Genomic DNA, 24,314 nt, shown 5'->3' with positions numbered 1-24,314 from the left:
AACATTCTGCCGGATAAACAGACACAGCAAGTTGTAGCAAAGGGGTGACGGATAAGGTTTTAATGTGATTTTTATCACATTGTTTTCTCAAGAAAATGTAACTTTCATTTTTGCCGGTGATTTATCTCACATATTTTTCGCGGGGCATCCCGTAAAGTAGCGCGATTAACCGATTTTCTCAGGAGGAAGTATGGCCCAGTCAGATGTGTTTCATTTAGGACTTACCAAAGCGGACCTGCAGGGCGCCACGCTGGCTATCGTGCCGGGCGATCCTGAGCGCGTAAAAAAGATCGCCGCGCTGATGGATAATGCGCAGCCGCTCGCTTCGCACCGCGAATTCACCAGCTGGCGCGCCGAGCTGGACGGCAAAGCGGTGATCGTCTGCTCTACCGGCATTGGCGGCCCTTCTACCTCAATCGCCGTGGAAGAGCTGGCGCAGCTGGGCATTCGCACCTTTTTGCGCGTCGGCACCACCGGCGCCATTCAGCCCGATATTAAGGTCGGCGATGTGCTGGTGACCACCGCGGCGGTTCGCCTGGACGGCGCCAGCCTGCATTTCGCGCCGATGGAGTTTCCCGCCGTCGCCGATTTCGCCTGTACTACCGCACTGGTAGAAGCGGCGAAAGCTGCCGGCACTGAACCGCATATCGGCGTAACCGCCTCTTCCGATACCTTCTATCCGGGGCAGGAGCGTTACGACACCTATTCCGGCCGTGTCGTCAGCCGCTTCCAGGGCTCGATGAAAGAGTGGCAACAGATGGGCGTGCTGAACTATGAAATGGAATCTGCCACGCTGCTGACCATGTGCGCCAGCCAGGGCCTGCGTGCCGGCATGGTGGCGGGCGTGATCGTGAACCGCACGCAGAAAGAGATCCCGGACGCCGCGACCATGAAGCAGACCGAAAGCAATGCGGTCGCCATCGTGGTTGACGCGGCGCGCCGCCTGCTGGCGTAACCGTTCAGGGTCGACAGCGCGTCGGCCCATTTTTTTGTGTGGACATTCCTACAGCGCGCCTCTACCTTTGCTCTGTTTGCAGCGGGAAGAAGAGGGTGCGGTGGATAATCAACTGATTGTCGGCGTCAGTTTTGCGCTGGCCGGCGGGCTGGCGGGCTGGCTGTTCGCGCATTTCCGCGCGCTGCAGCAGCAGGCCGCGCAGGAGACCGAGCGCCGCCTGCTGGAGCAGGCGTTGGCGCAGGCGCAGCAGCAGGAAGCGCAGCTGCGACAGCAGTGCCAGAGCGAGCAGCTACAGCTACAGCAGCGCGAAAAAGAGCTGCGCCAGCTGCACGGCGCACTTACCGCCGCCCAGGAGAAACTGCAGCATTTCGACTACTGGCGCAATGAATGCGACCAGCTGAGCCGCGAGCTGCGCAATCAGCTGGAGGTCAACAGCGCCCAGGAAGCGGAGCTGCGCGAAGTCACCATTCGTCTTGAAGAAACCCGTCTTGCCGCCGAAGAGAAGCAGCGTCTGTTGACCAACAGCGAGCAGCGCCTCAGCGCCCAGTTTGAAAACCTCGCCAATCGCATCTTTGAACAGAGCGGCCGCCGCGTTGATGAGCAGAACCGGCAGAGCCTGAACGGCCTGATCGCGCCGCTGCGCGAGCAGCTCGACGGCTTCCGGCGTCAGGTGCAGGAGAGCTTTGGCCAGGAGGCGCGCGAGCGTCATACGCTGGCGCATGAAATCCGCAACCTGCAACAGCTTAATGCGCAGATGGCACAGGAAGCGATTAACCTTACCCGCGCGTTGAAGGGCGACAATAAAACCCAGGGCAACTGGGGGGAAGTGGTGCTGACCCGCGTACTGGAAGCTTCCGGCCTGCGGGAAGGGCATGAGTACGAAACCCAGGTCAATATTCAGGTTGATGCGCAAAGCCGCATGCAGCCAGATGTGATTGTGCGCCTGCCGCAGGGCAAGGATGTGGTTATCGACGCCAAAATGACGTTGGTCGCCTATGAGCGTTACTTCAACGCAGAGGAGAAGGTGACGCGCGATCAGGCGATAGATGAACATATCACGGCAATTCGCGGCCATATCCGTCTGTTAAGCCGTAAAGATTATCAACAATTGCCCGGTTTACGATCGCTCGATTATGTGTTGATGTTTATCCCGATAGAGCCGGCGTTTCTGCTGGCTATCGATCGTCAGCCGGAGCTGATCAGCGAGGCGCTGAAGCACAATATCATGCTGGTCAGCCCGACCACGCTGCTGGTGGCACTGCGCACCATCAATAACCTCTGGCGTTATGAACATCAGAGCCGCAACGCCCAGCGCATCGCCGATCGCGCCGCCCGGCTGTATGACAAAATGCGGCTGTTTGTCGACGATATGACCGGCATGGGACAGAATCTCGATCGGGCGCAGGAGAGCTACCGACAGGCGATGAAAAAACTGTCGGAAGGGCGCGGCAACCTGATCGCCCAGAGCGAAAGCTTTCGTCATTTAGGCGTGGAAATAAAGCGCGGCATCAACCCCCGGCTGGTGGAGCAGGCGCTGCCGGAAAGCGCCCTGCCGGATGACGAGAATGAGAGCCCGGACGCGACGGAAAGCGCGTCGGAGCAGGGCGCCGCGGCCTGGCATGACAGCGTTCGGCGGATCAATGAATAACGCCGGGCTAACGTGCCTGACTACGGGGACTCTGTTACACTGCAAAGATATTTGATTGTGGAGCAGGTGAAGCACATGGCAGATGAATCCAGGGAAACGACACATTTCGGTTTTCGTACCGTAGCAAAAGACGAAAAAGCGGACATGGTAGCGGGAGTCTTTCACTCCGTGGCCGCGAAATATGACCTGATGAACGATTTGATGTCGATGGGGATCCATCGTATCTGGAAACGTTTTACCATCGACTGCAGCGGCGTGCGCCGCGGACAGCGCGTGCTGGATCTGGCCGGCGGCACCGGCGACCTGACGGCGAAATTTTCCCGCCTGGTCGGTGAGAGCGGACAGGTAGTGCTGGCGGATATCAATAGTTCCATGCTGCAGATGGGCCGCGAAAAGCTGCGCAACAGCGGCGTGATCGGCAACGTCAGTTATGTGCAGGCGAATGCCGAAGCCTTGCCTTTCCCGGACAACTATTTCGACTGTATCACCATCTCGTTCGGCCTGCGCAACGTCACGGAAAAAGAGAAGGCGTTGGCCTCCATGTTCCGCGTGCTGAAGCCGGGCGGACGTCTTCTGGTGCTGGAGTTTTCTAAACCGGTACTGGAACCTCTGAGCAAAGTGTACGACGCTTATTCATTCCATGTGCTGCCGCGTATCGGCGAGCTGGTGGCGAAAGATGCCGAAAGCTACCGTTATCTGGCGGAATCGATCCGCATGCATCCCGATCAAGAGACGCTGAAGTCGATGATGATGGATGCCGGTTTCGAAAACACAACGTATCATAACCTGACGGGCGGGATTGTCGCTCTGCACCGCGGGTTCAAGTTTTAAGCAGGAAAGCGAATGACGTTAACCCCGCTGTTAACCGCCGGTCTGGAGACCGCACTGAATCGAATTCTTTATCGCGATCGCGGGCTGAAAGCGGCCCGCCAGCGCCTGAATGGCCGTGTACTGCAGCTTCGGTTAGCTGAGCTGGCGCAGCCCATTACGCTGGTGTTCAGCGAGCTACAGGTCGATGTGCTGGGCGACTGGCAAGATCGCTGCGACTGTACGGTGAAAACCCGTCTTTCGCTGCTGCCGAAATTGCGCGACCGCCAACAGCTGACCGGCATGATCCGCAGCGGCGAGCTGGAGGTGAAAGGCGATCTGCAGGTGGTTCAGCAGTTTTCCGCGCTGGTGGATATGGCGGAACTCGACCCGGCTGAATATCTTGCCCCCTGGACTGGCGACATTGTCGCGCAGGGGATCAGCAATGTCGCCCGCCGCGGCTTTCAGCTGCTGCGCGGCGATATCCAGCGCAAGCAGCGCTATCTGACGGAAACCCTCACCGAAGAGTGGCGCGTGGCGCCGGGTTCGCTGGAGATGGCCTGGTATGGCGAAGAGGTCGAGGCGCTGGAGCGCCAGGCCGGTCAACTTGAACAACGACTGCAACAGCTGGAGGCGAAATGACGCCCGGAGAAATTCGCCGCCTCTATTTCATCATCAAAGTTTTCCTCAGCTACGGCCTGGATGAGTTGATCCCGCGCCTGCGTATTACGCTGCCGCTGCGTCTCTGGCGCCGCGGCGTTTTCTGGCTGCCCAATCGTCATAAAGATCTGGAGCTGGGCGTGCGTCTGCGCATGGCGCTGGAAGAGCTGGGGCCAGTATGGATCAAGTTCGGGCAGATGATGTCTACCCGCCGCGATCTCTTTCCGCCACAGATCGCCGATCAGCTGGCGATCCTGCAGGATCGCGTCGCGCCTTTCGACGGCGCGCGCGCCAAAGAGCAGATTGAAAAATCGCTCGGCGGCCCGGTTGAATCCTGGTTCGATGATTTCGACATCACGCCGCTGGCGTCTGCTTCCATTGCGCAGGTGCATACCGCGACGCTGAAAGAGAACGGCAAAGCGGTGGTGATCAAAGTTATTCGTCCCGATATTTTGCCGGTGATCAAGGCGGATATGCGCCTGATCTATCGCCTGGCCCGCTGGCTGCCGCGCCTGATGCCGGCCAGCCGTCGCCTGCGTCCGGTTGAAGTGGTAGCGGACTATGAAAAAACCCTGATTGATGAGCTGAACCTGCTGCGCGAAGCGGCAAACGCTATTCAGCTGCGCCGCAACTTTGAAAACAGCAATATGCTCTACGTGCCGGAAGTCTATTCCGACTACTGCAGCGAAGGGATGCTGGTGATGGAGCGCATTTACGGCATTCCTATCAACGATGTGGTGGCGCTGAAGCAGCATGGCGTCAATATGCGTCTGCTGGCGGAGCGCGGCGTGCAGGTCTTCTTCACCCAGGTTTTCCGCGACAGCTTCTTCCATGCCGATATGCACCCTGGCAACATCTTCGTCAGCTACGAACATCCGCACGATCCGCGCTATATCGGCATCGACTGCGGCATCGTCGGCTCGCTGAACAAGGCAGATAAGCGCTATCTGGCGGAAAACTTTATCGCCTTCTTCAACCGCGACTACCGCAAAGTGGCCGAGCTGCACGTCGATTCCGGCTGGGTGCCGGCCGACACCAACGTGGAAGATTTCGAATTCGCCATTCGCACCGTCTGCGAGCCAATTTTTGAAAAACCGCTGGCGGAAATCTCCTTTGGTCATGTGCTGCTGAACCTGTTCAACACCGCGCGCCGCTTCAATATGGAAGTGCAGCCGCAGCTGGTGCTGTTGCAGAAAACGCTGCTCTATATCGAAGGGGTAGGGCGCCAGCTCTATCCGCAGCTCGATCTGTGGAAAACCGCGAAGCCGTTTCTTGAAGAGTGGATTAAAGATCAGGTGGGCATTCCGGCAATTATCCGTTCGGTGAAAGAGAAAGCGCCGTTCTGGGCCGAGCGCCTGCCAGAGCTGCCGGATCTCTTCTATGACAGCATGCGTCAGCATAAGCGCCTGCAGCTTAGCGTCGATCGCCTGGCGAATGAACTGAGCGAGCAGCGTGAACGGCAGCACCAGTCGCGTTATCTGTTTGGCATCGGCGCCGCGCTGCTGCTAAGCGGTACGGCGCTGCTGATCACCCGTCCGGACCTGGAAGCGACGCCGACGATCATGATCGTCGCCGGCTTTTGTGCCTGGCTGGTCGGCTGGCGGCGCGCGCGCTGATTGTCAGGAAAGGTAAAATCGCGCTGATGGGCCAGGGCGACGGGCTTACGCATCGTCACTGGCCCATAAGCTGAGGTATACTGCCTCTCCACTCGTTTTTCACACTTCTTTTTATCAGAGGCATTCTCATGGGCGGTATCAGTATTTGGCAGTTACTCATCATTGCCGTGATCGTGGTTCTTCTTTTCGGTACCAACAAACTGCGTAACCTCGGCTCCGATTTAGGTTCGTCGATCAAGGGCTTTAAAAAAGCGATGGGCGATGACGACAAAGAGACGCACAAATCGCAGGATGCTGAATTTGATACGCGGCCGCTGGCGGATAAGCAGGCGACCACGACAAATAAAGAAGAGGCCAAAAAAGATAAAGAGCAGGTATAAAACGTGTTCGACATAGGTTTTAGCGAACTGGTTTTGGTGTTTGTCATCGGGCTGGTGGTGCTGGGTCCGCAGCGTTTGCCGATAGCGGTGAAAACCGTCGTCGGCTGGATCCGCGCAATGCGATCGCTGGCGGCCAACGTCCAGAATGAGCTGGCGCAGGAGTTAAAACTGCAGGAACTGCAGGACAGCCTGAAGAAGGTCGAGCAGGCCAGCAAGAACTCACTGTCGCCGGAGCTGAAGGAATCGATGGAGGAGCTGCGTAAAACCGCGGACTCGATGCGTCGTTCCTATCTGGGCGAAAATGAGCAGGCTGATGACGAAGCGCACACCATTCATAATCCGCTGATCAAGCCGCAGGACGAGCATACCGGCGTCACACCCGGCAGCGCCGACCATCAGGCCAGCGCGCCGACGCAGCAGCCGCAGGCCGTCGCGACGGACACGAACGCCGCGCCGGTTTCCGCCGAGGCGCATCAGGCCAGCGCCCCGGCGCAGAAGCCGATGAATGACGTCGCGCCGCAAGCGCAGTCCATCGACAAGCCGGCGCATAAGCCTGTAGAACCGGCCGCGAAAGCGGAAAGTGCGATGCCCGCCGCGCCTGCTGGTCAGGCCGCCGCCGCGCCGGCCGCCGCTGAAAAGCCCGCCTCTTTTTCTCAACCAACGATGAATGACGAACATGGCCGTTGAAGATACCCAACCGCTTATCAGCCACCTGATCGAGCTACGTAAACGGCTGCTTAACTGCATCATCGCCGTGCTGGCTATCTTTCTTGCGCTGGTTTATTTCTCAAACGATATCTACCAGCTGGTATCTGAGCCGCTGATTAAGCAGATGCCGGCAGGCGCCAGTATGATCGCCACCGATGTGGCTTCGCCGTTTCTGACGCCGATTAAGCTCACCATTATCGTCTCCGTCTTTCTGGCGGTGCCGGTCATCCTTTACCAGATCTGGGCCTTTATCGCGCCGGCGCTGTATCGCCATGAGCGACGTCTGGTTATGCCGCTGCTGTTCTCCAGCACCATGCTGTTCTATATCGGCGTGGCATTCGCCTATTTCGTGGTGTTCCCGATGGCGTTTGGCTTTTTCGCCAAAACTGCGCCGCAGGGCGTCACCATGGCGACCGATATCACCAGCTATCTCGACTTCGTCATGACGCTGTTCATGGCCTTCGGTGTGGCGTTCGAAGTGCCGATCGCCATTGTGCTGCTCTGCTGGACCGGCGTCACCACGCCTGAAATGCTGCGTCAGAAGCGCCCTTATATGCTGGTCGGCGCTTTTGTCGTCGGTATGCTGCTGACTCCGCCCGATGTTTTTTCGCAAACTTTGCTCGCTATTCCGATGTACTGCCTGTTTGAGGTTGGCGTATTCTGTTCGCGCTTCTATGTAGGCAAAGGACGTCAGGATCGCGAAGAAGAGCAAGATAACGGCGCCTGACGTTTCACGCAGGGCCCGCCAGCGCGGGGAACATTCATCGCTAACCGCCCATTCGGGCGGTTAACATTTTCAGGACATACCATGTTTGATATCGGTGTAAACCTGACCAGCACGCAGTTTGCGAAAGATCGTGAACAGGTTGTGACGCGTGCGCGCGAAGCAGGCCTCACCGGCATGCTGATTACCGGCACCAACGCTCTGGAGAGCCAACAGGCGCAGAGCCTGGCGCAGCGTCATCCTGATTTTTGCTGGTCGACGGCCGGCGTTCATCCTCATCATGCCAGCGAATGGTCGGCGGATACCGCCGCGACGCTGCGCCGCCTGGCGGAATACCCGCAGGTGGTCGCCATCGGCGAATGCGGGCTGGATTTTAACCGCAACTTTTCCGCGCACGAGCAGCAGGAGTATGCGTTCGACGCGCAGCTGGCGCTGGCGGCGGAGCTGCAAATGCCCGTGTTCCTGCACTGCCGCGACGCCCATGAGCGCTTCGTCGCGGTGTTGAAGCCCTGGATCGCGCATCTGCCCGGCGCGGTAGTGCATTGCTTTACCGGAACGGCGGAGGAGCTGGCGGAGTGCCTGGCGATGGGGTTGTCGGTGGGCATCACCGGTTGGGTATGCGACGAACGGCGCGGCATGACGCTACGCGAACTGCTGCCGCAGATCCCGGCAGACCGCTTGCTGCTGGAGACGGATGCCCCCTGGCTGCTGCCGCGCGATATGCGCCCGCGTCCAACCTCGCGACGCAACGAACCCTGCTTTTTACCGCACATTCTGCAGCAGGTAGCGCTGTGGCGCGGCGAGGATGCTGCCTGGCTGGCGCAGCAAACCGACGCCAACAGCCGGCGTCTGTTCCGTCTGTAAGGTAAAGCAAAGGCGCGTGAGGGGCGTATCAGGCTTTGCGGAAGGCACCGTTTTCAACGCTCTGCTTAACCTGTTTATTTAACAGGTTAAGCAGCAGCATGGAGCGCGCCTCGCCGTCAGGCTCGGTAAAGATCGCTTCCAGCCCTTCCAGCGCGCCTTCAATAATCACTACTTTGTCGCCGGGGCAGGGCGTATCGGGATCGACCATGCTTTCCGGCGTGCCGGTGCGCAACGCGTCGATGACATCCAGCGGGACGATCGCCGGCTGGTTGCCGAAGCGCACGAAATGGCTGACGCCACGCGTGGCGCTGATAGTGGTGGTATGAATATCTTCCGGATCGAATTCAATAAAAAGGTAGTTGGGAAACAGCGGTTCTTCTACCGTGGTTCGTTTGCCGCGCACAATTTTTTCCATGGCGATCATCGGGCTCAGGCAATGTACCGCCTGCCGTTCCAGATGCTCTTTAGCGCGTAATAACTGACCACGTTTGCAGTAGAGAAGATACCAGGATTCCATAATGTCACTTTCCAATTATTGAAGGCTAAGAATAGCAAAACTGCTTTCAGAGCGATAGCGAGATCGCGCGGCGCCAGCGCCCTTCTGCCGCGCTTTTTTTCCACGCTTATCCACAGCATACATACGGCAAACTACAGTTTTCCCTGGCCCGAATGGCGTAAATTACGGAATTGCAAATTGACGAAGCCCGCGTCGGTGGTTCAGACTCGCAACGCAAGCTGTTAACAAAAAAGAAAAGCCTCGTCCACCGGCTTGCGATACAGGTGCCGTTTTCCTGCAGGCGGCACGCACACAAACCTCAGCATCGCCGTTGAATCCTCCCTATAATGGCTGATTCCGCGGCCTGAATAATGAATCTGATGAAATACCACGACTTACGCGAGTTCCTTACGCTGCTTGAACAGCGTGGCGAGTTAAAACGTATAACGCTGGAGGTCGATCCCATTCTGGAGATGACCGAGATCGCCGATCGCACCCTACGCGCCGGCGGCCCGGCCCTGCTGTTCGAAAATCCCAAAGGCTATGATATGCCGGTGCTGTGCAACCTGTTCGGCACGCCGAAGCGCGTGGCATTGGGCATGGGGCAGGAGGAGGTCAGCGCGCTGCGTGAAGTGGGCAAGCTGCTGGCGTTTCTTAAGGAGCCGGAGCCGCCGAAGGGGTTCCGCGATCTGTTCGATAAAATGCCGCAGTTTAAGCAGGTGCTGAACATGCCGACCAAACGGCTGCGCAGCGCGCCGTGTCAGGAGCAGGTGTGGCAGGGCGACGAGGTGGATCTGTCGCGTATCCCGGTGATGCAGTGCTGGCCGGAAGATGCCGCGCCGCTGATCACCTGGGGGTTGACGGTCACGCGTGGCCCGCACAAAGAGCGGCAGAATCTTGGCATCTATCGACAGCAGGTGATCGGCAAAAATCGTCTGATTATGCGCTGGCTCTCTCATCGCGGCGGCGCGCTCGATTATCAGGAGTGGTGCAAAGCGCATCCCGGCGAGCGTTTCCCGGTTGCGGTGGCGCTGGGTGCCGATCCTGCCACTATCCTCGGCGCCGTGACGCCGGTGCCGGATACCCTGTCGGAATATGCCTTCGCCGGACTGCTGCGCGGCACCAAATCCGAGGTGGTGAAGTGCCTGTCAAACGATCTGGAAGTGCCGGCCAGCGCAGAGATCGTGCTGGAAGGCTATATCGAGCCGGGCGACATGGCGCCGGAAGGGCCGTATGGCGACCATACCGGCTACTATAATGAAGTGGATAACTTCCCGGTGTTTACCGTGACGCACATTACGCAGCGCCGCAACGCCATCTACCATTCGACCTATACCGGCCGTCCGCCGGATGAGCCGGCGGTGCTGGGCGTGGCGCTGAATGAGGTGCTGGTGCCGATCCTGATTAAGCAGTTCCCGGAGATCGTCGACTTCTACCTGCCGCCGGAAGGCTGTTCCTATCGTCTGGCGGTGGTGACCATGAAGAAGCAGTACGCCGGGCACGCCAAGCGCGTGATGATGGGCGTCTGGTCCTTCCTGCGTCAGTTTATGTACACCAAGTTTGTGATTGTCTGCGATGACGATGTCAACGCTCGCGACTGGAACGATGTTATCTGGGCGATCACTACGCGTATGGATCCGGCGCGTGACACGGTGCTGATCGAAAACACGCCGATTGACTACCTGGATTTCGCGTCGCCGGTATCGGGGTTGGGCTCTAAAATGGGTCTGGACGCCACCAACAAATGGCCGGGCGAAACGCAGCGCGAATGGGGCCGTCCGATCGTGAAAGATCCGGCAGTAACGGCGCGCGTCGATGCCATCTGGGATCGGCTGGGAATTTTTAACGATTTGCCGTCACGCTGACGAAGCAAATTACGAATGACGACCCGACAGAGGGAACGCATGACAACGTTAAGCTGTAAAGTGACTTCGGTGGAGGCGATTACCGACACCGTTTATCGCGTACGCCTGGTGCCGGAAGCGGATTTCTCCTTCCGCGCTGGCCAGTATCTGATGGTGGTGATGGACGAGCGCGATAAACGCCCGTTCTCTCTGGCCTCGACGCCGATGGAAAAAGATATCATCGAGCTGCATATCGGCGCCTCTGAACTGAACCTCTATGCGATGGCGGTGATGGAGCGCATTCAGCAGCAGCGTGAAATCGTGGTGGATATTCCGCACGGCGACGCCTGGCTGCGTGAAGAGAGCAACCGTCCTATGATCCTGATCGCCGGCGGCACCGGGTTCTCTTACGCCCGCTCTATTTTGCTGACCGCGCTGGCGCAGCAGCCGGATCGCGATATCGCGATCTACTGGGGCGGCCGCGAAAGCCATCACCTGTACGATCTTGAAGAGCTGAAAGCGCTGGCAGTACGGCATCCCAACCTGAAAGTGGTACCGGTCGTGGAGCAGCCGCAGGATGCATGGCAGGGGCGCAGCGGCACCGTTCTGACGGCGGTAATGCAGGATTTCGGTTCGCTGAGCGAGCATGATATCTATATCGCCGGCCGTTTCGAGATGGCTAAGATTGCCCGGGAGCGTTTCTGTGCCGAACGCGGCGCGCAGGAAGCGCAGATCTACGGCGACGCCTTCGCCTTTATCTGACCAACGGTGCGCGGCCTGCGCCGCGTCCGGCATAAAAAAACCCGCCCCTGACAGGCGGGAAAAACCACAAGTACTAACGTATCAGACGCGTTCAAAAACGGTCGCGATGCCCTGGCCCAGGCCGATGCACATGGTGGCGAGGCCGAACTGGGCGTCGCGACGTTCCATCAGATTGAGCAGCGTGGTGCTGATGCGCGCCCCCGAGCAGCCCAACGGGTGGCCGAGCGCAATGGCGCCGCCGTTCAGGTTAACCTTTTCATCCATCTGCTCCAGCAATCCCAAATCCTTGATGCAGGGCAGTGTCTGCGCGGCGAACGCCTCATTCAACTCGAACAGGTCGATATCGCTGACGCGCAGTCCGGCGCGCTTCAGCGCCAGCTGCGAGGCGGGTACCGGGCCATAGCCCATGATTGACGGGTCACAGCCCACCACCGCCATTGCTCTGATGCGCGCCCGTGGCTTCAGCCCCAGATCACGCGCGCGGGATTCGCTCATCACCAGCATTGCCGCCGCGCCGTCCGACAGCGCCGATGAGCTACCGGCGGTAACCGTGCCATTAACCGGATCGAAAGCGGGCTTCAGCGCCGCCAGCCCGGTCGCGCTGGTTTCACTGCGGATGACTTCATCAAAATCGTAACGCTGCAGCACGCCATCGGCGTCATGTCCGCTGGTCGCCACGATCTCATTGCGGAAGTGGCCCGCCTGGGTGGCGGCCCAGGCGCGCTGATGCGAGCGGGCGGCAAACGCATCCTGCATCTCCCGGCTGATATGATGCATGCGCGCCAGCATTTCGGCGGTCAGCCCCATCATGCCCGCCGCTTTGGCGACTGTGCGGCTGAGGCCCGGATGAAAATCGACGCCGTGACTCATCGGCACATGGCCCATATGCTCGACGCCGCCAATCAGGCACGCGTGCGCGTCGCCGACCATAATGGCGCGCGCGGCATCATGCAGCGCCTGCATCGAGGAGCCGCACAGGCGGTTCACGGTAGTGGCCGGCACGCGGTGGGGGATTTCCGCCAGCAGCGCGGCGTTGCGCGCAATGTTGAACCCCTGCTCCAGCGTCTGCTGTACGCAGCCCCAGTAAATATCATCCAGCGTCGCCGGATCGAGCTGGGCATTGCGGCTAAGCAAGCTGCGCATCAGATGCGCGGAGAGATCCTCCGCCCTGACCTGCCGGAATGCGCCGCCTTTCGAGCGGCCCATTGGCGTCCGAATGGCGTCAACGATAACTGCGTTTTCCATTTTCTTGCTCCTCACGCCGTGGCCAGCGCGATGTCAGTGATCGGTTCAGCGGGCGGGTACCAACTCTCATTACGCTGCGCCCGCGCCGCCAGCAGTTCCGGAACCGCGTAGAGCGGACCGAGTTCTTCGTAGCGCTGCGCCAGCGCCACGAAAGCCGCGTTGCTTAACGTATCGAGATAGCGGAACGCGCCGCCATGGAACGGCGGGAAACCGAGCCCGTAAACCAGCGCCATATCCGCTTCCGCCGGGCTGGCGATCACGCGCTCTTCCAGACAGCGCGCCACTTCATTAATCATCGGGATCATCATACGGGCGATGATCTCATCGTCGGTAAATACCCGGCGCGGCGCGCTTACGCTTTGCAGCAGCGCGTCGGTTTCGCTATCGGCGGTTTTCCGGGTCTTGCCTTTGCTGTCTTTCTCCCAGCTGTAGAAGCCACGCTGGTTTTTCTGCCCGAAACGCTGCGCCTCGAACAGCACATCAATGGCGTCGCGGTCATCTTTCTTCATCCGCGCCGGGAAGCCATCCGCCATCACGCTTTGCGCATGATGCGCGGTGTCGATGCCCACCACATCCAGCAGCGTGGCGGGACCCATCGGCCAGCCGAACTGCTTTTCCATTACTTTATCGATCTGGCGGAAATCGGCGCCGTCGCGCAGCAACAGGCTGAAGCCGGCGAAGTAGGGGAATAGCACACGGTTAACAAAAAAGCCGGGACAGTCGTTGACGACGATGGCGGTCTTGCCCATTTTGCCGGCCCAGGCGATCACTTTCGCCAGCGTGTCGTCCGAGGTTTTTTCGCCACGGATCACCTCTACCAGCGGCATACGCGGCACCGGGTTAAAGAAGTGCATGCCGCAGAAATTCTCGGGACGCTTCAGCGAGCGCGCCAGCAGGCTGACCGGAATGGTGGAGGTGTTGGTGGCCAGAATGGCATCGTCGCGTACCTGCGCCTCGGTTTCCGCCAGCACCTTCGCTTTAACCTGCGGGTTTTCCACCACCGCTTCGACCACGATGTCCGCGCGCGCGAACCCCTCGAACGAGAGGGTAGGGTGGATAGTGGAGAGAATGCCCGCCAGCTGTAGCCCATCTATCTTGCCGCGCTCCAGCTGTTTATTCAGCAGCTTGCCCGCCTCGTTCATGCCCAGCGCCAGCGATTTTTCGCTGATGTCTTTCATGATTACCGGCACGCCTTTCCATGCCGATTGCCAGGCGATACCGCCGCCCATAATACCGGCGCCTATTACCGCTGCCTGCTGCGGCGCAGCATGGCCACGCGTCAGTTTCTTCGCGTTGCCTTTTAAATACTGATCATTCAGGAAAATGCCGACCAGCGCGCGCGCCTCTTTCGATTGCGCCAGCGGTACGAAGGCCTGCGTTTCCAACGCCAGCGCCTCATCACGCCCCAGTCCGGCGGCGGCCTCAATGGTTTTGACCGCGCGCAGCGGCGCAGGATAATGTTTGCCGGCGGTCTGCTGCACCATGCTTTTGGCGATGGTGAAGCTCATCGCCGCTTCAATCGGGCTGAGCTTCAGCGGCTGCAGCTTAGGCTGACGACGTTGTCGCCAGTCATCGCCGTTAGCCATCGCCATTTTCAGCATGGCGATCGCGCCGGCGCGCAGTTTCTCTTCCGGCACCACCGCGTCCACCAGGCCGAGCGCCAGTGCGCTTTTGGCGTCAACGTCTTTTCCGGCGGCGATAATTTCCAGCGCGCTGTCGGCGCCCAGCAGGCGTGGCAGACGTACCGAGCCGCCAAAGCCCGGCATGATCCCCAGTTTGGTTTCCGGCAGACCGATGCGCGCATCTGGCGTGGCGATACGGTAGTCAGTAGCAAGAATACATTCGCAGCCGCCGCCCAGCGCATAGCCCTTGATGGCAGATATCGTGGGAACAGGCAGATCTTCCAGACGATTAAAAATGCCGTTAGCGAAGGCCAGCCAGTTCGCCAGCTTTTCTGACGGGGCGTTAAACAGCGATAAAAATTCGGTGATGTCCGCGCCAACGATAAACGCCGGTTTGGCAGAGCTAAGCAGAACGCCTTTCAGCGCCGTCTGTTTTTCCAGTACGGCAATGGCTTCGCCCAGGCTGGCTACGGTGCGCGTATCCAGCTTGTTTACTGAACCGGGCGCGTCGAACACCAGCTCGGCGATGCCGTCGTCCAGCCAGTCAAGGGAAAGAGTGTCGCCTTGGTAGAGCATGTCCGTCTCCTGAACCACGATAAAGGGATCTGGTCATACCAGATGATCGGAGTGTGAGAGTGATGTTAATTATTTGCAAACAGATCTTTGCTCATTTGCAGACAAGATCACAGGCGGCGGCGACACGGCATCCGCCCCCTCGCTGTGATAAGATGCGGACAATTTTGCTGATACGGAGTACGACAATGGATACCCTGGTTACCTTGTACAAAGATCACATCGCGACGCTGCAGCAGCGCGCGCAGCAGGTTCTGGCTCGCTTTCAACTGGATGCGATGCTGATCCACTCCGGCGAACTGCTGACAGTTTTCCTCGACGACCATCACTATCCTTTCAAGGTCAATCCGCAGTTCAAAGCCTGGGTGCCGGTGACGCAGGTGCCTAACTGCTGGCTGTGGGTGGATGGCGTCAATAAGCCGAAGCTCTGGTTTTATTCGCCGGTGGACTACTGGCATAACGTCGAGCCGCTGCCGCACAGCTTTTGGACTGACGAAGTGGAGCTGGTGGCGCTGAAAAACGCCGATGAGATCGGCGAGTTACTGCCGGCGCAGCGTCAGAATGTCGCTTATATCGGCCCGGTGCCGCAGCGCGCGGTGCAGCTCGGTATCAGCAATGAACGCATCAACCCGCAGGGTGCGATCGATTTTCTGCACTACCATCGCGCCTATAAAACTGACTATGAACTGGCCTGTATGCGCGAAGCGCAGAAGCTGGCGGTTGCGGGACATCGGGCAGCGAAAGAGGCGTTTCTCTCCGGCATGAGCGAGTTTGACATCAATCTCGCCTACCTGACCGCCACTGGCCACCGTGACACCGATGTGCCCTACGGCAATATCATCGCCCTGAACGAACATGCGGCGGTGCTGCACTACACCAAACTTGACCATCAGGCGCCGTCGCAACGCCGCAGCTTTCTGATCGATGCGGGCGCCGAGTACAACGGCTATGCGGCGGATCTGACGCGTACCTATACCACGCAGAACGACTCGCTGTTTGCGCAGCTGTTGAAAGAGATGAATCAGCATGAGCTGGCGCTGATTGCGACGTTAAAAGCGGGCGTGCGTTATACCGACTACCATCTGCAGATGCACCAGCGCATCGCCGCGATGTTGCTGAAGTACGATCTGGTGCGCAATATCAGCGCCGAGGCGATGGTGGCGGAAAACCTTACCGGGCCGTTTATGCCGCACGGTCTGGGGCATCCGTTGGGCTTGCAGGTGCATGACGTCGCCGGCTTTATGCAGGATGAGAACGGCGCGCATCTGGCGGCGCCGCAGCAGTATCCGTTCCTGCGCTGCACGCGTGTACTGGAGCCGCGTATGGTGCTGACCATTGAGCCAGGCTTCTATATTATCGAGTCGCTGCTGGCGCCATGGCGTGAAGGCAAATACAGCCAGCACTTTAACTGGCAGGCGATCGACGCGCTGCAGCCTTACGGCGGCATCCGCATTGAGGATAACGTGGTGATCTATGCCAATCGTACCGAGAACATGACGCGCGATCTGCATCTGGCATGATGGACGTTTATGATATTCCCGCTGAGCCGCTCAGCATCAGCGAAGAAACCATCAAGAAGAGCCGTTTCATTACGCTGCTGGCCCATACTGGAGGCGTTGAAGCGGCGCGCGCGTTTATCCAGCAGGTAAAGGCGGAGCATCCCGCTGCCCGCCATCACTGCTGGGCTTATGTGGCGGGACGTCCGGATGATTCCCAGCAGTTGGGGTTCTCTGATGACGGCGAGCCGTCCGGCACGGCGGGCAAGCCGATGCTGGCGCAGCTGATGGGCAGCCAGGTGGGCGAGATCACCGCCGTCGTGGTGCGCTACTACGGCGGCATTATGTTGGGCACCGGCGGCCTGGTGAAAGCCTATGGCGGCGGCGTGCAGCAGGCGCTAAAGCAGCTGGCGCGCAAACAAAAGATACCGATGCGCCGTTTTCAGCTACGCTGCGATTACGCGCAGCTCGGCGATATCGAGCGCCTGGTTCAGCGTTTTGAAGGAGAACTGCTTAAGACGGATTTTTTGGATGTCGTCTCGATCACGCTGGCGTTGCCCTGGGCGCAGGTCGCCGGGTTTACGCAGAATCTGACGGACATAAGCCGGGGAGCGCTGACGCTCGAACCGGTAGACCCCTAATTTTTATCTTAAGGAAACGGCAGAATGCATTTTCGTGCCATTACCCGTATCGTCGGGTTACTGGTCATTCTGTTCTCTGGAACAATGATCGTGCCCGGCCTGGTGGCGTTGATTTATCGTGACGGCGCGGGGCGCGCATTCAGTCAGACATTTATTATGGCGTTGATTATCGGCGCTATGCTCTGGTGGCCCAACCGTAAACAGAAGAACGATCTGAAGCCGCGCGAAGGCTTTTTGATCGTGGTGCTGTTCTGGACCGTGCTGGGTAGCGTCGGGGCGATGCCGTTTATTTTCGCCGAGCATCCTAATCTCTCGGTGACCGACGCCTTTTTCGAATCTTTTTCCGGGCTGACCACGACTGGCGCCACCACGCTGGTGGGGCTGGATTCGCTGCCTAAAGCGATTCTCTTTTATCGGCAGATGCTGCAATGGCTCGGCGGGATGGGGATCATCGTGCTGGCGGTGGCGATCTTGCCGATACTGGGCGTCGGGGGCATGCAGCTCTATCGCGCGGAAATGCCCGGCCCGCTGAAAGATAACAAAATGCGCCCGCGAATCGCCGAAACGGCGAAGACGCTGTGGCTGATCTATGTTCTGCTGACCGTCGCCTGTGCGGTGGCGCTGTGGCTGGCGGGCATGCCGCTGTTTGACGCGATAGGGCATAGCTTCTCAACCATCGCCATCGGCGGCTTCTCTACGCATGATGCCAGCGTGGGCTACTTCAACAGCCCGACCATTAACACCATCATCGCGGTGTTCCTGCTGATTTCCGGCTGCAACTACGGCCTGCACTTCTCGTTGTTGAGCGGGCGGAATCTGCGCGTCTACTGGCGTGACCCGGAATTCCGCATGTTTATCGGCGTGCAGTTTACGCTGGTGGTTATCTGCACCATCGTATTGTGGTTCCACAATGTTTACACCAGTAGCTGGCAAACGCTGAACCAGGCGTTTTTCCAGGTGGTGTCGATGGCGACTACCGCAGGCTTCACCACTGACAGCATTGCGCGCTGGCCGCTATTCTTGCCGGTGCTGCTGCTTTGCTCCGCCTTTATTGGCGGCTGCGCCGGTTCGACGGGCGGCGGCCTGAAGGTCATTCGTATTCTGCTGCTGTTTAAGCAGGGATCGCGCGAGCTGAAGCGTCTGGTGCATCCCAACGCCGTCTATACCATTAAACTGGGCAACCGCGCGCTGCCGGAGCGGATTCTGGAAGCGGTGTGGGGATTTTTTTCCGCCTATGCGCTGGTGTTCCTGCTCAGCATGCTGGCCATTATTGCCACCGGCGTCGATGACTTTTCTGCATTTGCCGCTGTGGCCGCAACGCTGAATAACCTCGGGCCGGGATTGGGCGTGGTGGCCGATAACTTCACCTCAATGAACGACGTTGCAAAATGGATCCTGATTTCGACCATGCTCTTTGGTCGTCTGGAAGTGTTTACGCTGCTGGTACTGTTCACTCCTACCTTCTGGCGCGAGTGATATTAAGGAGAAAGTAATGAAGGCGCTGATTCTGTTTTCCAGCCGTGACGGGCAAACCCGCGAGATCGCCGCTTACATCGCGAACACGATGAAAGCGCATCAGGAGTGCGACGTCATGAATATTCTGCACGCCCAGCATATCGACTGGGCGCAGTACGATCGGGTGCTGATTGGCGCATCGATCCGTTACGGTCATTTCCAGCCGGCGGTGGCGCGCTTTGTGAAGAACAATCTGGCGCAGCTGCAGCAGCGCGTCAGCGGATTCTTCTCGGTTAACCTTACCGCGCGCAAGCCCGAAAAGCGTACGCCGCAAACCAACGCCTATACGCGCAAGTTCCTGCTACAGTCACCGTGGCAGCCAGACAGCTGCGCGGTATTTGCCGGCGCGCTGCGCTATCCGCGCTACGGCTGGTTCGACCGGGTGATGATCCAGCTTATTATGCGTATGACCGGCGGCGAAACCGATGCGCGCAAAGAGGTGGAATACACTGACTGGCAGCAGGTAGAACGTTTCGCTGAGGAATTCGCGCAAATGAGCAGCAAATCGCGCTAAAAAAAGACGCTTTGCTGAAAAATAAACCTAACGATCATTTTTTTGAAATAAACGCTTGTCAGCCCGGAAGAACTCCCTATAATGCGCCTCCACTGACACGGAACAACGACTTCTTAGTCGGCCTGGTCAGGCGGTTCAGCAGTTCTGAATCGCCGGAGAAAAACTTCTGAAAAAGGGGTTGACTCTGAAAGAGGAAAGCGTAATATACGCCACCTCGCGACAACGGCACGAAGCGCCGGTCGCACCGCTCTTTAACAATTTATCAGACAATCTGTGTGGGCACTCACAGGACGGATATCGCAAAAATAATTGCAGTATCAAGTCTCAAGAGTGAACACGTAATTCATTACGACGTTTTTCTTTGAGCATCAGACTTTTAAATTGAAGAGTTTGATCATGGCTCAGATTGAACGCTGGCGGCAGGCCTAACACATGCAAGTCGAACGGTAACAGGAAGCAGCTTGCTGCTTCGCTGACGAGTGGCGGACGGGTGAGTAATGTCTGGGGATCTGCCCGATGGAGGGGGATAACCACTGGAAACGGTGGCTAATACCGCATAACGTCGCAAGACCAAAGTGGGGGACCTTCGGGCCTCACACCATCGGATGAACCCAGATGGGATTAGCTAGTAGGTGGGGTAACGGCTCACCTAGGCGACGATCCCTAGCTGGTCTGAGAGGATGACCAGCCACACTGGAACTGAGACACGGTCCAGACTCCTACGGGAGGCAGCAGTGGGGAATATTGCACAATGGGCGCAAGCCTGATGCAGCCATGCCGCGTGTATGAAGAAGGCCTTCGGGTTGTAAAGTACTTTCAGCGGGGAGGAAGGGATGGCGTTTAATACGCGTCGTCATTGACGTTACCCGCAGAAGAAGCACCGGCTAACTCCGTGCCAGCAGCCGCGGTAATACGGAGGGTGCAAGCGTTAATCGGAATTACTGGGCGTAAAGCGCACGCAGGCGGTCTGTTAAGTCAGATGTGAAATCCCCGGGCTTAACCTGGGAACTGCATTTGAAACTGGCAGGCTTGAGTCTCGTAGAGGGGGTAGAATTCCAGGTGTAGCGGTGAAATGCGTAGAGATCTGGAGGAATACCGGTGGCGAAGGCGGCCCCCTGGACGAAGACTGACGCTCAGGTGCGAAAGCGTGGGGAGCAAACAGGATTAGATACCCTGGTAGTCCACGCCGTAAACGATGTCGACTTGGAGGCTGTTCCCTTGAGGAGTGGCTTCCGGAGCTAACGCGTTAAGTCGACCGCCTGGGGAGTACGGCCGCAAGGTTAAAACTCAAATGAATTGACGGGGGCCCGCACAAGCGGTGGAGCATGTGGTTTAATTCGATGCAACGCGAAGAACCTTACCTGGTCTTGACATCCACGGAATTCGGCAGAGATGCCCTAGTGCCTTCGGGAACCGTGAGACAGGTGCTGCATGGCTGTCGTCAGCTCGTGTTGTGAAATGTTGGGTTAAGTCCCGCAACGAGCGCAACCCTTATCCTTTGTTGCCAGCGGCTCGGCCGGGAACTCAAAGGAGACTGCCGGTGATAAACCGGAGGAAGGTGGGGATGACGTCAAGTCATCATGGCCCTTACGACCAGGGCTACACACGTGCTACAATGGCGCATACAAAGAGAAGCGACCTCGCGAGAGCAAGCGGACCTCATAAAGTGCGTCGTAGTCCGGATTGGAGTCTGCAACTCGACTCCATGAAGTCGGAATCGCTAGTAATCGTGGATCAGAATGCCACGGTGAATACGTTCCCGGGCCTTGTACACACCGCCCGTCACACCATGGGAGTGGGTTGCAAAAGAAGTAGGTAGCTTAACCTTCGGGAGGGCGCTTACCACTTTGTGATTCATGACTGGGGTGAAGTCGTAACAAGGTAACCGTAGGGGAACCTGCGGTTGGATCACCTCCTTACCATGCTGATACCTTCCCGTGTAGTGCTCACACAGATTGTCTGATAGAAAGTATGAGCAAGGCGTCTTGCGAAGCAGACTTCAGTGTCCCCTTCGTCTAGAGGCCCAGGACACCGCCCTTTCACGGCGGTAACAGGGGTTCGAATCCCCTAGGGGACGCCACTTGCTGGTAGTGTGAGTGAAAGTCGCGTACCCAACATATCCTAAAACTGACTCACGAGTCAGCTTTACGATATTGCTCTTTAACAATCCGGAACAAGCTGAAAATTTGAAAGAGCAGCTTCTTGCATAAAGAACTGTTCAGAGTCTCTCAATTTTTCACACCGACACGGTGTCGCAAGACGCCTGTGGGTTGTGAGGTTAAGCGACCAAGCGTACACGGTGGATGCCCTGGCAGTCAGAGGCGATGAAGGACGTGCTAATCTGCGAAAAGCGCCGGTGAGGTGATATGAACCGCTATCAGCCGGCGATGTCCGAATGGGGAAACCCAGTGTGACTCGTCACACTATCGTTAAGTGAATACATAGCTTAACGAAGCGAACCGGGGGAACTGAAACATCTAAGTACCCCGAGGAAAAGAAATCAACCGAGATTCCCTGAGTAGCGGCGAGCGAACGGGGAACAGCCCAGAGCCTGAATCAGCATGTGTGTCAGTGGAAGCGTCTGGAATGGCGCACGGTACAGGGTGACAGTCCCGTACACGAAGATGCATGTGTTGTGAGCTCGATGAGTAGGGCGGGACACGTGGTATCCTGTCTGAATATGGGGGACCATCCTCCAAGGCTAAATACTCCTGACTGACCGATAGTGAACCAGTACCGTGAGGGAAAGGCGAAAAGAACCCCGGCGAGGGGAGTGAAACAGAACCTGAAACCGTGTACGTACAAGCAGTGGGAGCCTTCTTTATGGGGGTGACTGCGTACCTTTTGTATAATGGGTCAGCGACTTATATTCTGTAGCAAGGTTAACCGTATAGGGGAGCCGTAGGGAAACCGAGTCTTAACCGGGCGCTAAGTTGCAGGGTATAGACCCGAAACCCGGTGATCTAGCCATGGGCAGGTTGAAGGTTGGGTAACACTAACTGGAGGACCGAACCGACTAATGTTGAAAAATTAGCGGATGACCTGTGGCTGGGGGTGAAAGGCCAATCAAACCGGGAGATAGCTGGTTCTCCCCGAAAGCTATTTAGGTAGCGCCTCGTGAATTCATCTCCGGGGGTAGAGCACTGTTTCGGCTAGGGGGCCATCCCGGCTTACCAACCCGATGCAAACTGCGAATACCGGAGAATGTTATCACGGGAGACACACGGCGGGTGCTAACGTCCGTCGTGAAGAGGGAAACAACCCAGACCGCCAGCTAAGGTCCCAAAGTCATGGTTAAGTGGGAAACGATGTGGGAAGGCCCAGACAGCCAGGATGTTGGCTTAGAAGCAGCCATCATTTAAAGAAAGCGTAATAGCTCACTGGTCGAGTCGGCCTGCGCGGAAGATGTAACGGGGCTAAACCATGCACCGAAGCTGCGGCAGCGACACGTATGTGTTGTTGGGTAGGGGAGCGTTCTGTAAGCCTGCGAAGGTGTGCTGTGAGGCATGCTGGAGGTATCAGAAGTGCGAATGCTGACATAAGTAACGATAAAGCGGGTGAAAAGCCCGCTCGCCGGAAGACCAAGGGTTCCTGTCCAACGTTAATCGGGGCAGGGTGAGTCGACCCCTAAGGCGAGGCCGAAAGGCGTAGTCGATGGGAAACGGGTTAATATTCCCGTACTCGGTGTTACTGCGAAGGGGGGACGGAGAAGGCTATGTTGGCCGGGCGACGGTTGTCCCGGTTTAAGCGTGTAGGCTGACTTTCCAGGCAAATCCGGAAGGTTAAGGCTGAGGCGTGACGACGAGGCACTACGGTGCTGAAGCAACAAATGCCCTGCTTCCAGGAAAAGCCTCTAAGCATCAGGTAACAACGAATCGTACCCCAAACCGACACAGGTGGTCAGGTAGAGAATACCAAGGCGCTTGAGAGAACTCGGGTGAAGGAACTAGGCAAAATGGTGCCGTAACTTCGGGAGAAGGCACGCTGGCGCGTAGGTGGAGGGACTTGCTCCCCGAGCCGAAGCCAGTCGAAGATACCAGCTGGCTGCAACTGTTTATTAAAAACACAGCACTGTGCAAACACGAAAGTGGACGTATACGGTGTGACGCCTGCCCGGTGCCGGAAGGTTAATTGATGGGGTTATCCGTAAGGAGAAGCTCTTGATCGAAGCCCCGGTAAACGGCGGCCGTAACTATAACGGTCCTAAGGTAGCGAAATTCCTTGTCGGGTAAGTTCCGACCTGCACGAATGGCGTAATGATGGCCAGGCTGTCTCCACCCGAGACTCAGTGAAATTGAACTCGCTGTGAAGATGCAGTGTACCCGCGGCAAGACGGAAAGACCCCGTGAACCTTTACTACAGCTTGACACTGAACATTGAGCCTTGATGTGCAGGATAGGTGGGAGGCTTTGAAGCGTGGACGCCAGTCTGCGTGGAGCCATCCTTGAAATACCACCCTTTAATGTTTGATGTTCTAACCTGGCGCCGTGATCCGGCGTGGGGACAGTGTCTGGTGGGTAGTTTGACTGGGGCGGTCTCCTCCCAAAGTGTAACGGAGGAGTACGAAGGTCAGCTAATCACGGTCGGACATCGTGAGGTTAGTGCAATGGCATAAGCTGGCTTGACTGCGAGAGTGACGGTTCGAGCAGGTGCGAAAGCAGGTCATAGTGATCCGGTGGTTCTGAATGGAAGGGCCATCGCTCAACGGATAAAAGGTACTCCGGGGATAACAGGCTGATACCGCCCAAGAGTTCATATCGACGGCGGTGTTTGGCACCTCGATGTCGGCTCATCACATCCTGGGGCTGAAGTAGGTCCCAAGGGTATGGCTGTTCGCCATTTAAAGTGGTACGCGAGCTGGGTTTAGAACGTCGTGAGACAGTTCGGTCCCTATCTGCCGTGGGCGCTGGAAGACTGAGAGGGGTTGCTCCTAGTACGAGAGGACCGGAGTGAACGCACCGCTGGTGTTCGGGTTGTCATGCCAATGGCACTGCCCGGTAGCTAAGTGCGGAAGAGATAAGTGCTGAAAGCATCTAAGCACGAAACTTGCCTCGAGATGAGTCTTCCCTGGGGCCCTGAGCCCCCTGAAGGGACGTTGAAGACGACGACGTTGATAGGCCGGGTGTGTAAGCGCAGCGATGCGTTGAGCTAACCGGTACTAATGACCCGTGAGGCTTAACCTTACAACGCCACAGGCGTTTTAAGAAAAAAGAGAGACGCAGTTTTCAGCTTGTTCACCGGATT

The 24,314-nt window shown here is 57.8% G+C and carries 18 protein-coding genes, 1 tRNA gene and 2 rRNA genes; 18 read left to right on the top strand and 3 right to left on the bottom strand.

From position 1 onward, the window contains the following. Positions 1-190: 190 nt before the first annotated feature. The 9 genes from udp to tatD all read left to right on the top strand — a co-directional run bounded on the left by udp (position 191) and on the right by tatD (position 8,362). Positions 191-955: a uridine phosphorylase gene (gene udp / locus C2E15_RS20135; protein ID WP_104958853.1), complete on the top strand. Its 765-nt coding sequence runs from the start codon at positions 191-193 to the stop codon at positions 953-955. A gap of 100 nt (positions 956-1,055) precedes the next feature. After that, positions 1,056-2,603, top strand: a complete 1,548-nt coding sequence (gene rmuC, locus C2E15_RS20130) for a DNA recombination protein RmuC (RefSeq protein WP_104958852.1) — start codon at positions 1,056-1,058, stop codon at positions 2,601-2,603. Between the two features lie 75 nt (positions 2,604-2,678). Then, the gene (gene ubiE, locus C2E15_RS20125; RefSeq protein WP_104958851.1) at positions 2,679-3,434 is read left to right on the top strand and encodes a bifunctional demethylmenaquinone methyltransferase/2-methoxy-6-polyprenyl-1,4-benzoquinol methylase UbiE; all 756 of its coding nucleotides are present in this window, start codon (positions 2,679-2,681) and stop codon (positions 3,432-3,434) included. Between the two features lie 12 nt (positions 3,435-3,446). Then, on the top strand, positions 3,447-4,052 hold the full coding sequence (ubiJ, locus tag C2E15_RS20120; RefSeq protein ID WP_104958850.1) for a ubiquinone biosynthesis protein UbiJ: 606 nt from the start codon (positions 3,447-3,449) through the stop codon (positions 4,050-4,052). After that, positions 4,049-5,686 (top strand): ubiquinone biosynthesis regulatory protein kinase UbiB, encoded by a 1,638-nt coding sequence (gene ubiB, locus C2E15_RS20115; protein ID WP_104958849.1) that lies wholly within the window; start codon positions 4,049-4,051, stop codon positions 5,684-5,686. Before ubiJ ends, ubiB begins: the two co-directional genes overlap by 4 nt. Before the next feature lie 128 nt (positions 5,687-5,814). Then, positions 5,815-6,066: a Sec-independent protein translocase subunit TatA gene (gene tatA / locus C2E15_RS20110; protein ID WP_104958848.1), complete on the top strand. Its 252-nt coding sequence runs from the start codon at positions 5,815-5,817 to the stop codon at positions 6,064-6,066. Positions 6,067-6,069: 3 nt separating this feature from the next. Beyond that, positions 6,070-6,753: a Sec-independent protein translocase protein TatB gene (gene tatB / locus C2E15_RS20105; protein ID WP_104958847.1), complete on the top strand. Its 684-nt coding sequence runs from the start codon at positions 6,070-6,072 to the stop codon at positions 6,751-6,753. Further along, positions 6,743-7,501: a Sec-independent protein translocase subunit TatC gene (tatC, locus tag C2E15_RS20100; protein WP_104958846.1), complete on the top strand. Its 759-nt coding sequence runs from the start codon at positions 6,743-6,745 to the stop codon at positions 7,499-7,501. Before tatB ends, tatC begins: the two co-directional genes overlap by 11 nt. An 81-nt stretch (positions 7,502-7,582) precedes the next feature. Continuing rightward, positions 7,583-8,362 (top strand): 3'-5' ssDNA/RNA exonuclease TatD, encoded by a 780-nt coding sequence (tatD, locus tag C2E15_RS20095; protein ID WP_104958845.1) that lies wholly within the window; start codon positions 7,583-7,585, stop codon positions 8,360-8,362. A gap of 28 nt (positions 8,363-8,390) precedes the next feature. Here the strand turns inward: tatD and rfaH are convergent, their stop codons facing one another. Next, the gene (rfaH, locus tag C2E15_RS20090) at positions 8,391-8,879 is read right to left on the bottom strand and encodes a transcription/translation regulatory transformer protein RfaH (protein ID WP_104959244.1); all 489 of its coding nucleotides are present in this window, start codon (positions 8,877-8,879) and stop codon (positions 8,391-8,393) included. A gap of 359 nt (positions 8,880-9,238) precedes the next feature. On the opposite strand from rfaH, the gene ubiD reads away from it, so the two are divergent. Both ubiD and fre read left to right on the top strand, forming a co-directional pair. Continuing rightward, complete coding sequence (gene ubiD / locus C2E15_RS20085) at positions 9,239-10,723, top strand: 4-hydroxy-3-polyprenylbenzoate decarboxylase (RefSeq protein ID WP_104959243.1); 1,485 nt, start codon at positions 9,239-9,241, stop codon at positions 10,721-10,723. 39 nt (positions 10,724-10,762) lie between these two features. Then, positions 10,763-11,464 (top strand): NAD(P)H-flavin reductase, encoded by a 702-nt coding sequence (fre, locus tag C2E15_RS20080; protein WP_104958844.1) that lies wholly within the window; start codon positions 10,763-10,765, stop codon positions 11,462-11,464. A gap of 81 nt (positions 11,465-11,545) precedes the next feature. Here the strand turns inward: fre and fadA are convergent, their stop codons facing one another. Next, positions 11,546-12,709 carry an acetyl-CoA C-acyltransferase FadA gene (gene fadA, locus C2E15_RS20075; RefSeq protein WP_104958843.1) on the bottom strand — a complete coding sequence of 388 codons (1,164 nt, stop codon included), beginning with the start codon at positions 12,707-12,709 and terminating at the stop codon, positions 11,546-11,548. 11 nt (positions 12,710-12,720) lie between these two features. After that, positions 12,721-14,907, bottom strand: a complete 2,187-nt coding sequence (gene fadB, locus C2E15_RS20070; protein WP_104958842.1) for a fatty acid oxidation complex subunit alpha FadB — start codon at positions 14,905-14,907, stop codon at positions 12,721-12,723. Between the two features lie 185 nt (positions 14,908-15,092). Between fadB and pepQ the strand changes: the two genes are divergently transcribed. The 7 genes from pepQ (at position 15,093) to C2E15_RS20035 (ending at position 24,253) form a co-directional block, all read left to right on the top strand. Beyond that, positions 15,093-16,424: a Xaa-Pro dipeptidase gene (gene pepQ / locus C2E15_RS20065; protein ID WP_104958841.1), complete on the top strand. Its 1,332-nt coding sequence runs from the start codon at positions 15,093-15,095 to the stop codon at positions 16,422-16,424. Then, positions 16,424-17,041 (top strand): IMPACT family protein, encoded by a 618-nt coding sequence (locus C2E15_RS20060; protein WP_104959242.1) that lies wholly within the window; start codon positions 16,424-16,426, stop codon positions 17,039-17,041. The genes pepQ and C2E15_RS20060 overlap by 1 nt, the downstream gene beginning before the upstream one ends. 24 nt (positions 17,042-17,065) lie before the next feature. Then, entirely contained in the window at positions 17,066-18,517 is a 1,452-nt protein-coding gene (trkH, locus tag C2E15_RS20055; protein ID WP_104958840.1) for a Trk system potassium transporter TrkH, read from the top strand. A gap of 16 nt (positions 18,518-18,533) precedes the next feature. After that, positions 18,534-19,070 carry a menaquinone-dependent protoporphyrinogen IX dehydrogenase gene (gene hemG, locus C2E15_RS20050; RefSeq protein ID WP_104958839.1) on the top strand — a complete coding sequence of 179 codons (537 nt, stop codon included), beginning with the start codon at positions 18,534-18,536 and terminating at the stop codon, positions 19,068-19,070. Positions 19,071-19,448: 378 nt separating this feature from the next. Beyond that, a 16S ribosomal RNA gene (locus C2E15_RS20045) occupies positions 19,449-20,989 on the top strand. 85 nt (positions 20,990-21,074) lie between these two features. Beyond that, a tRNA-Glu gene (locus C2E15_RS20040) sits at positions 21,075-21,150 on the top strand. A gap of 196 nt (positions 21,151-21,346) precedes the next feature. Beyond that, positions 21,347-24,253: ribosomal RNA gene (locus tag C2E15_RS20035) — 23S ribosomal RNA — on the top strand. Together the 16S and 23S rRNA genes with 1 tRNA gene alongside form the textbook arrangement of a ribosomal RNA operon. Positions 24,254-24,314 lie beyond the last annotated feature (61 nt).

Origin of the sequence: Mixta gaviniae, assembly GCF_002953195.1 — a bacterium.
Classification (GTDB): domain Bacteria; phylum Pseudomonadota; class Gammaproteobacteria; order Enterobacterales; family Enterobacteriaceae; genus Mixta; species Mixta gaviniae.
Note: the sequence above shows the minus strand (reverse complement) of the source record. Positions and strands in the feature narration are given on the sequence as shown.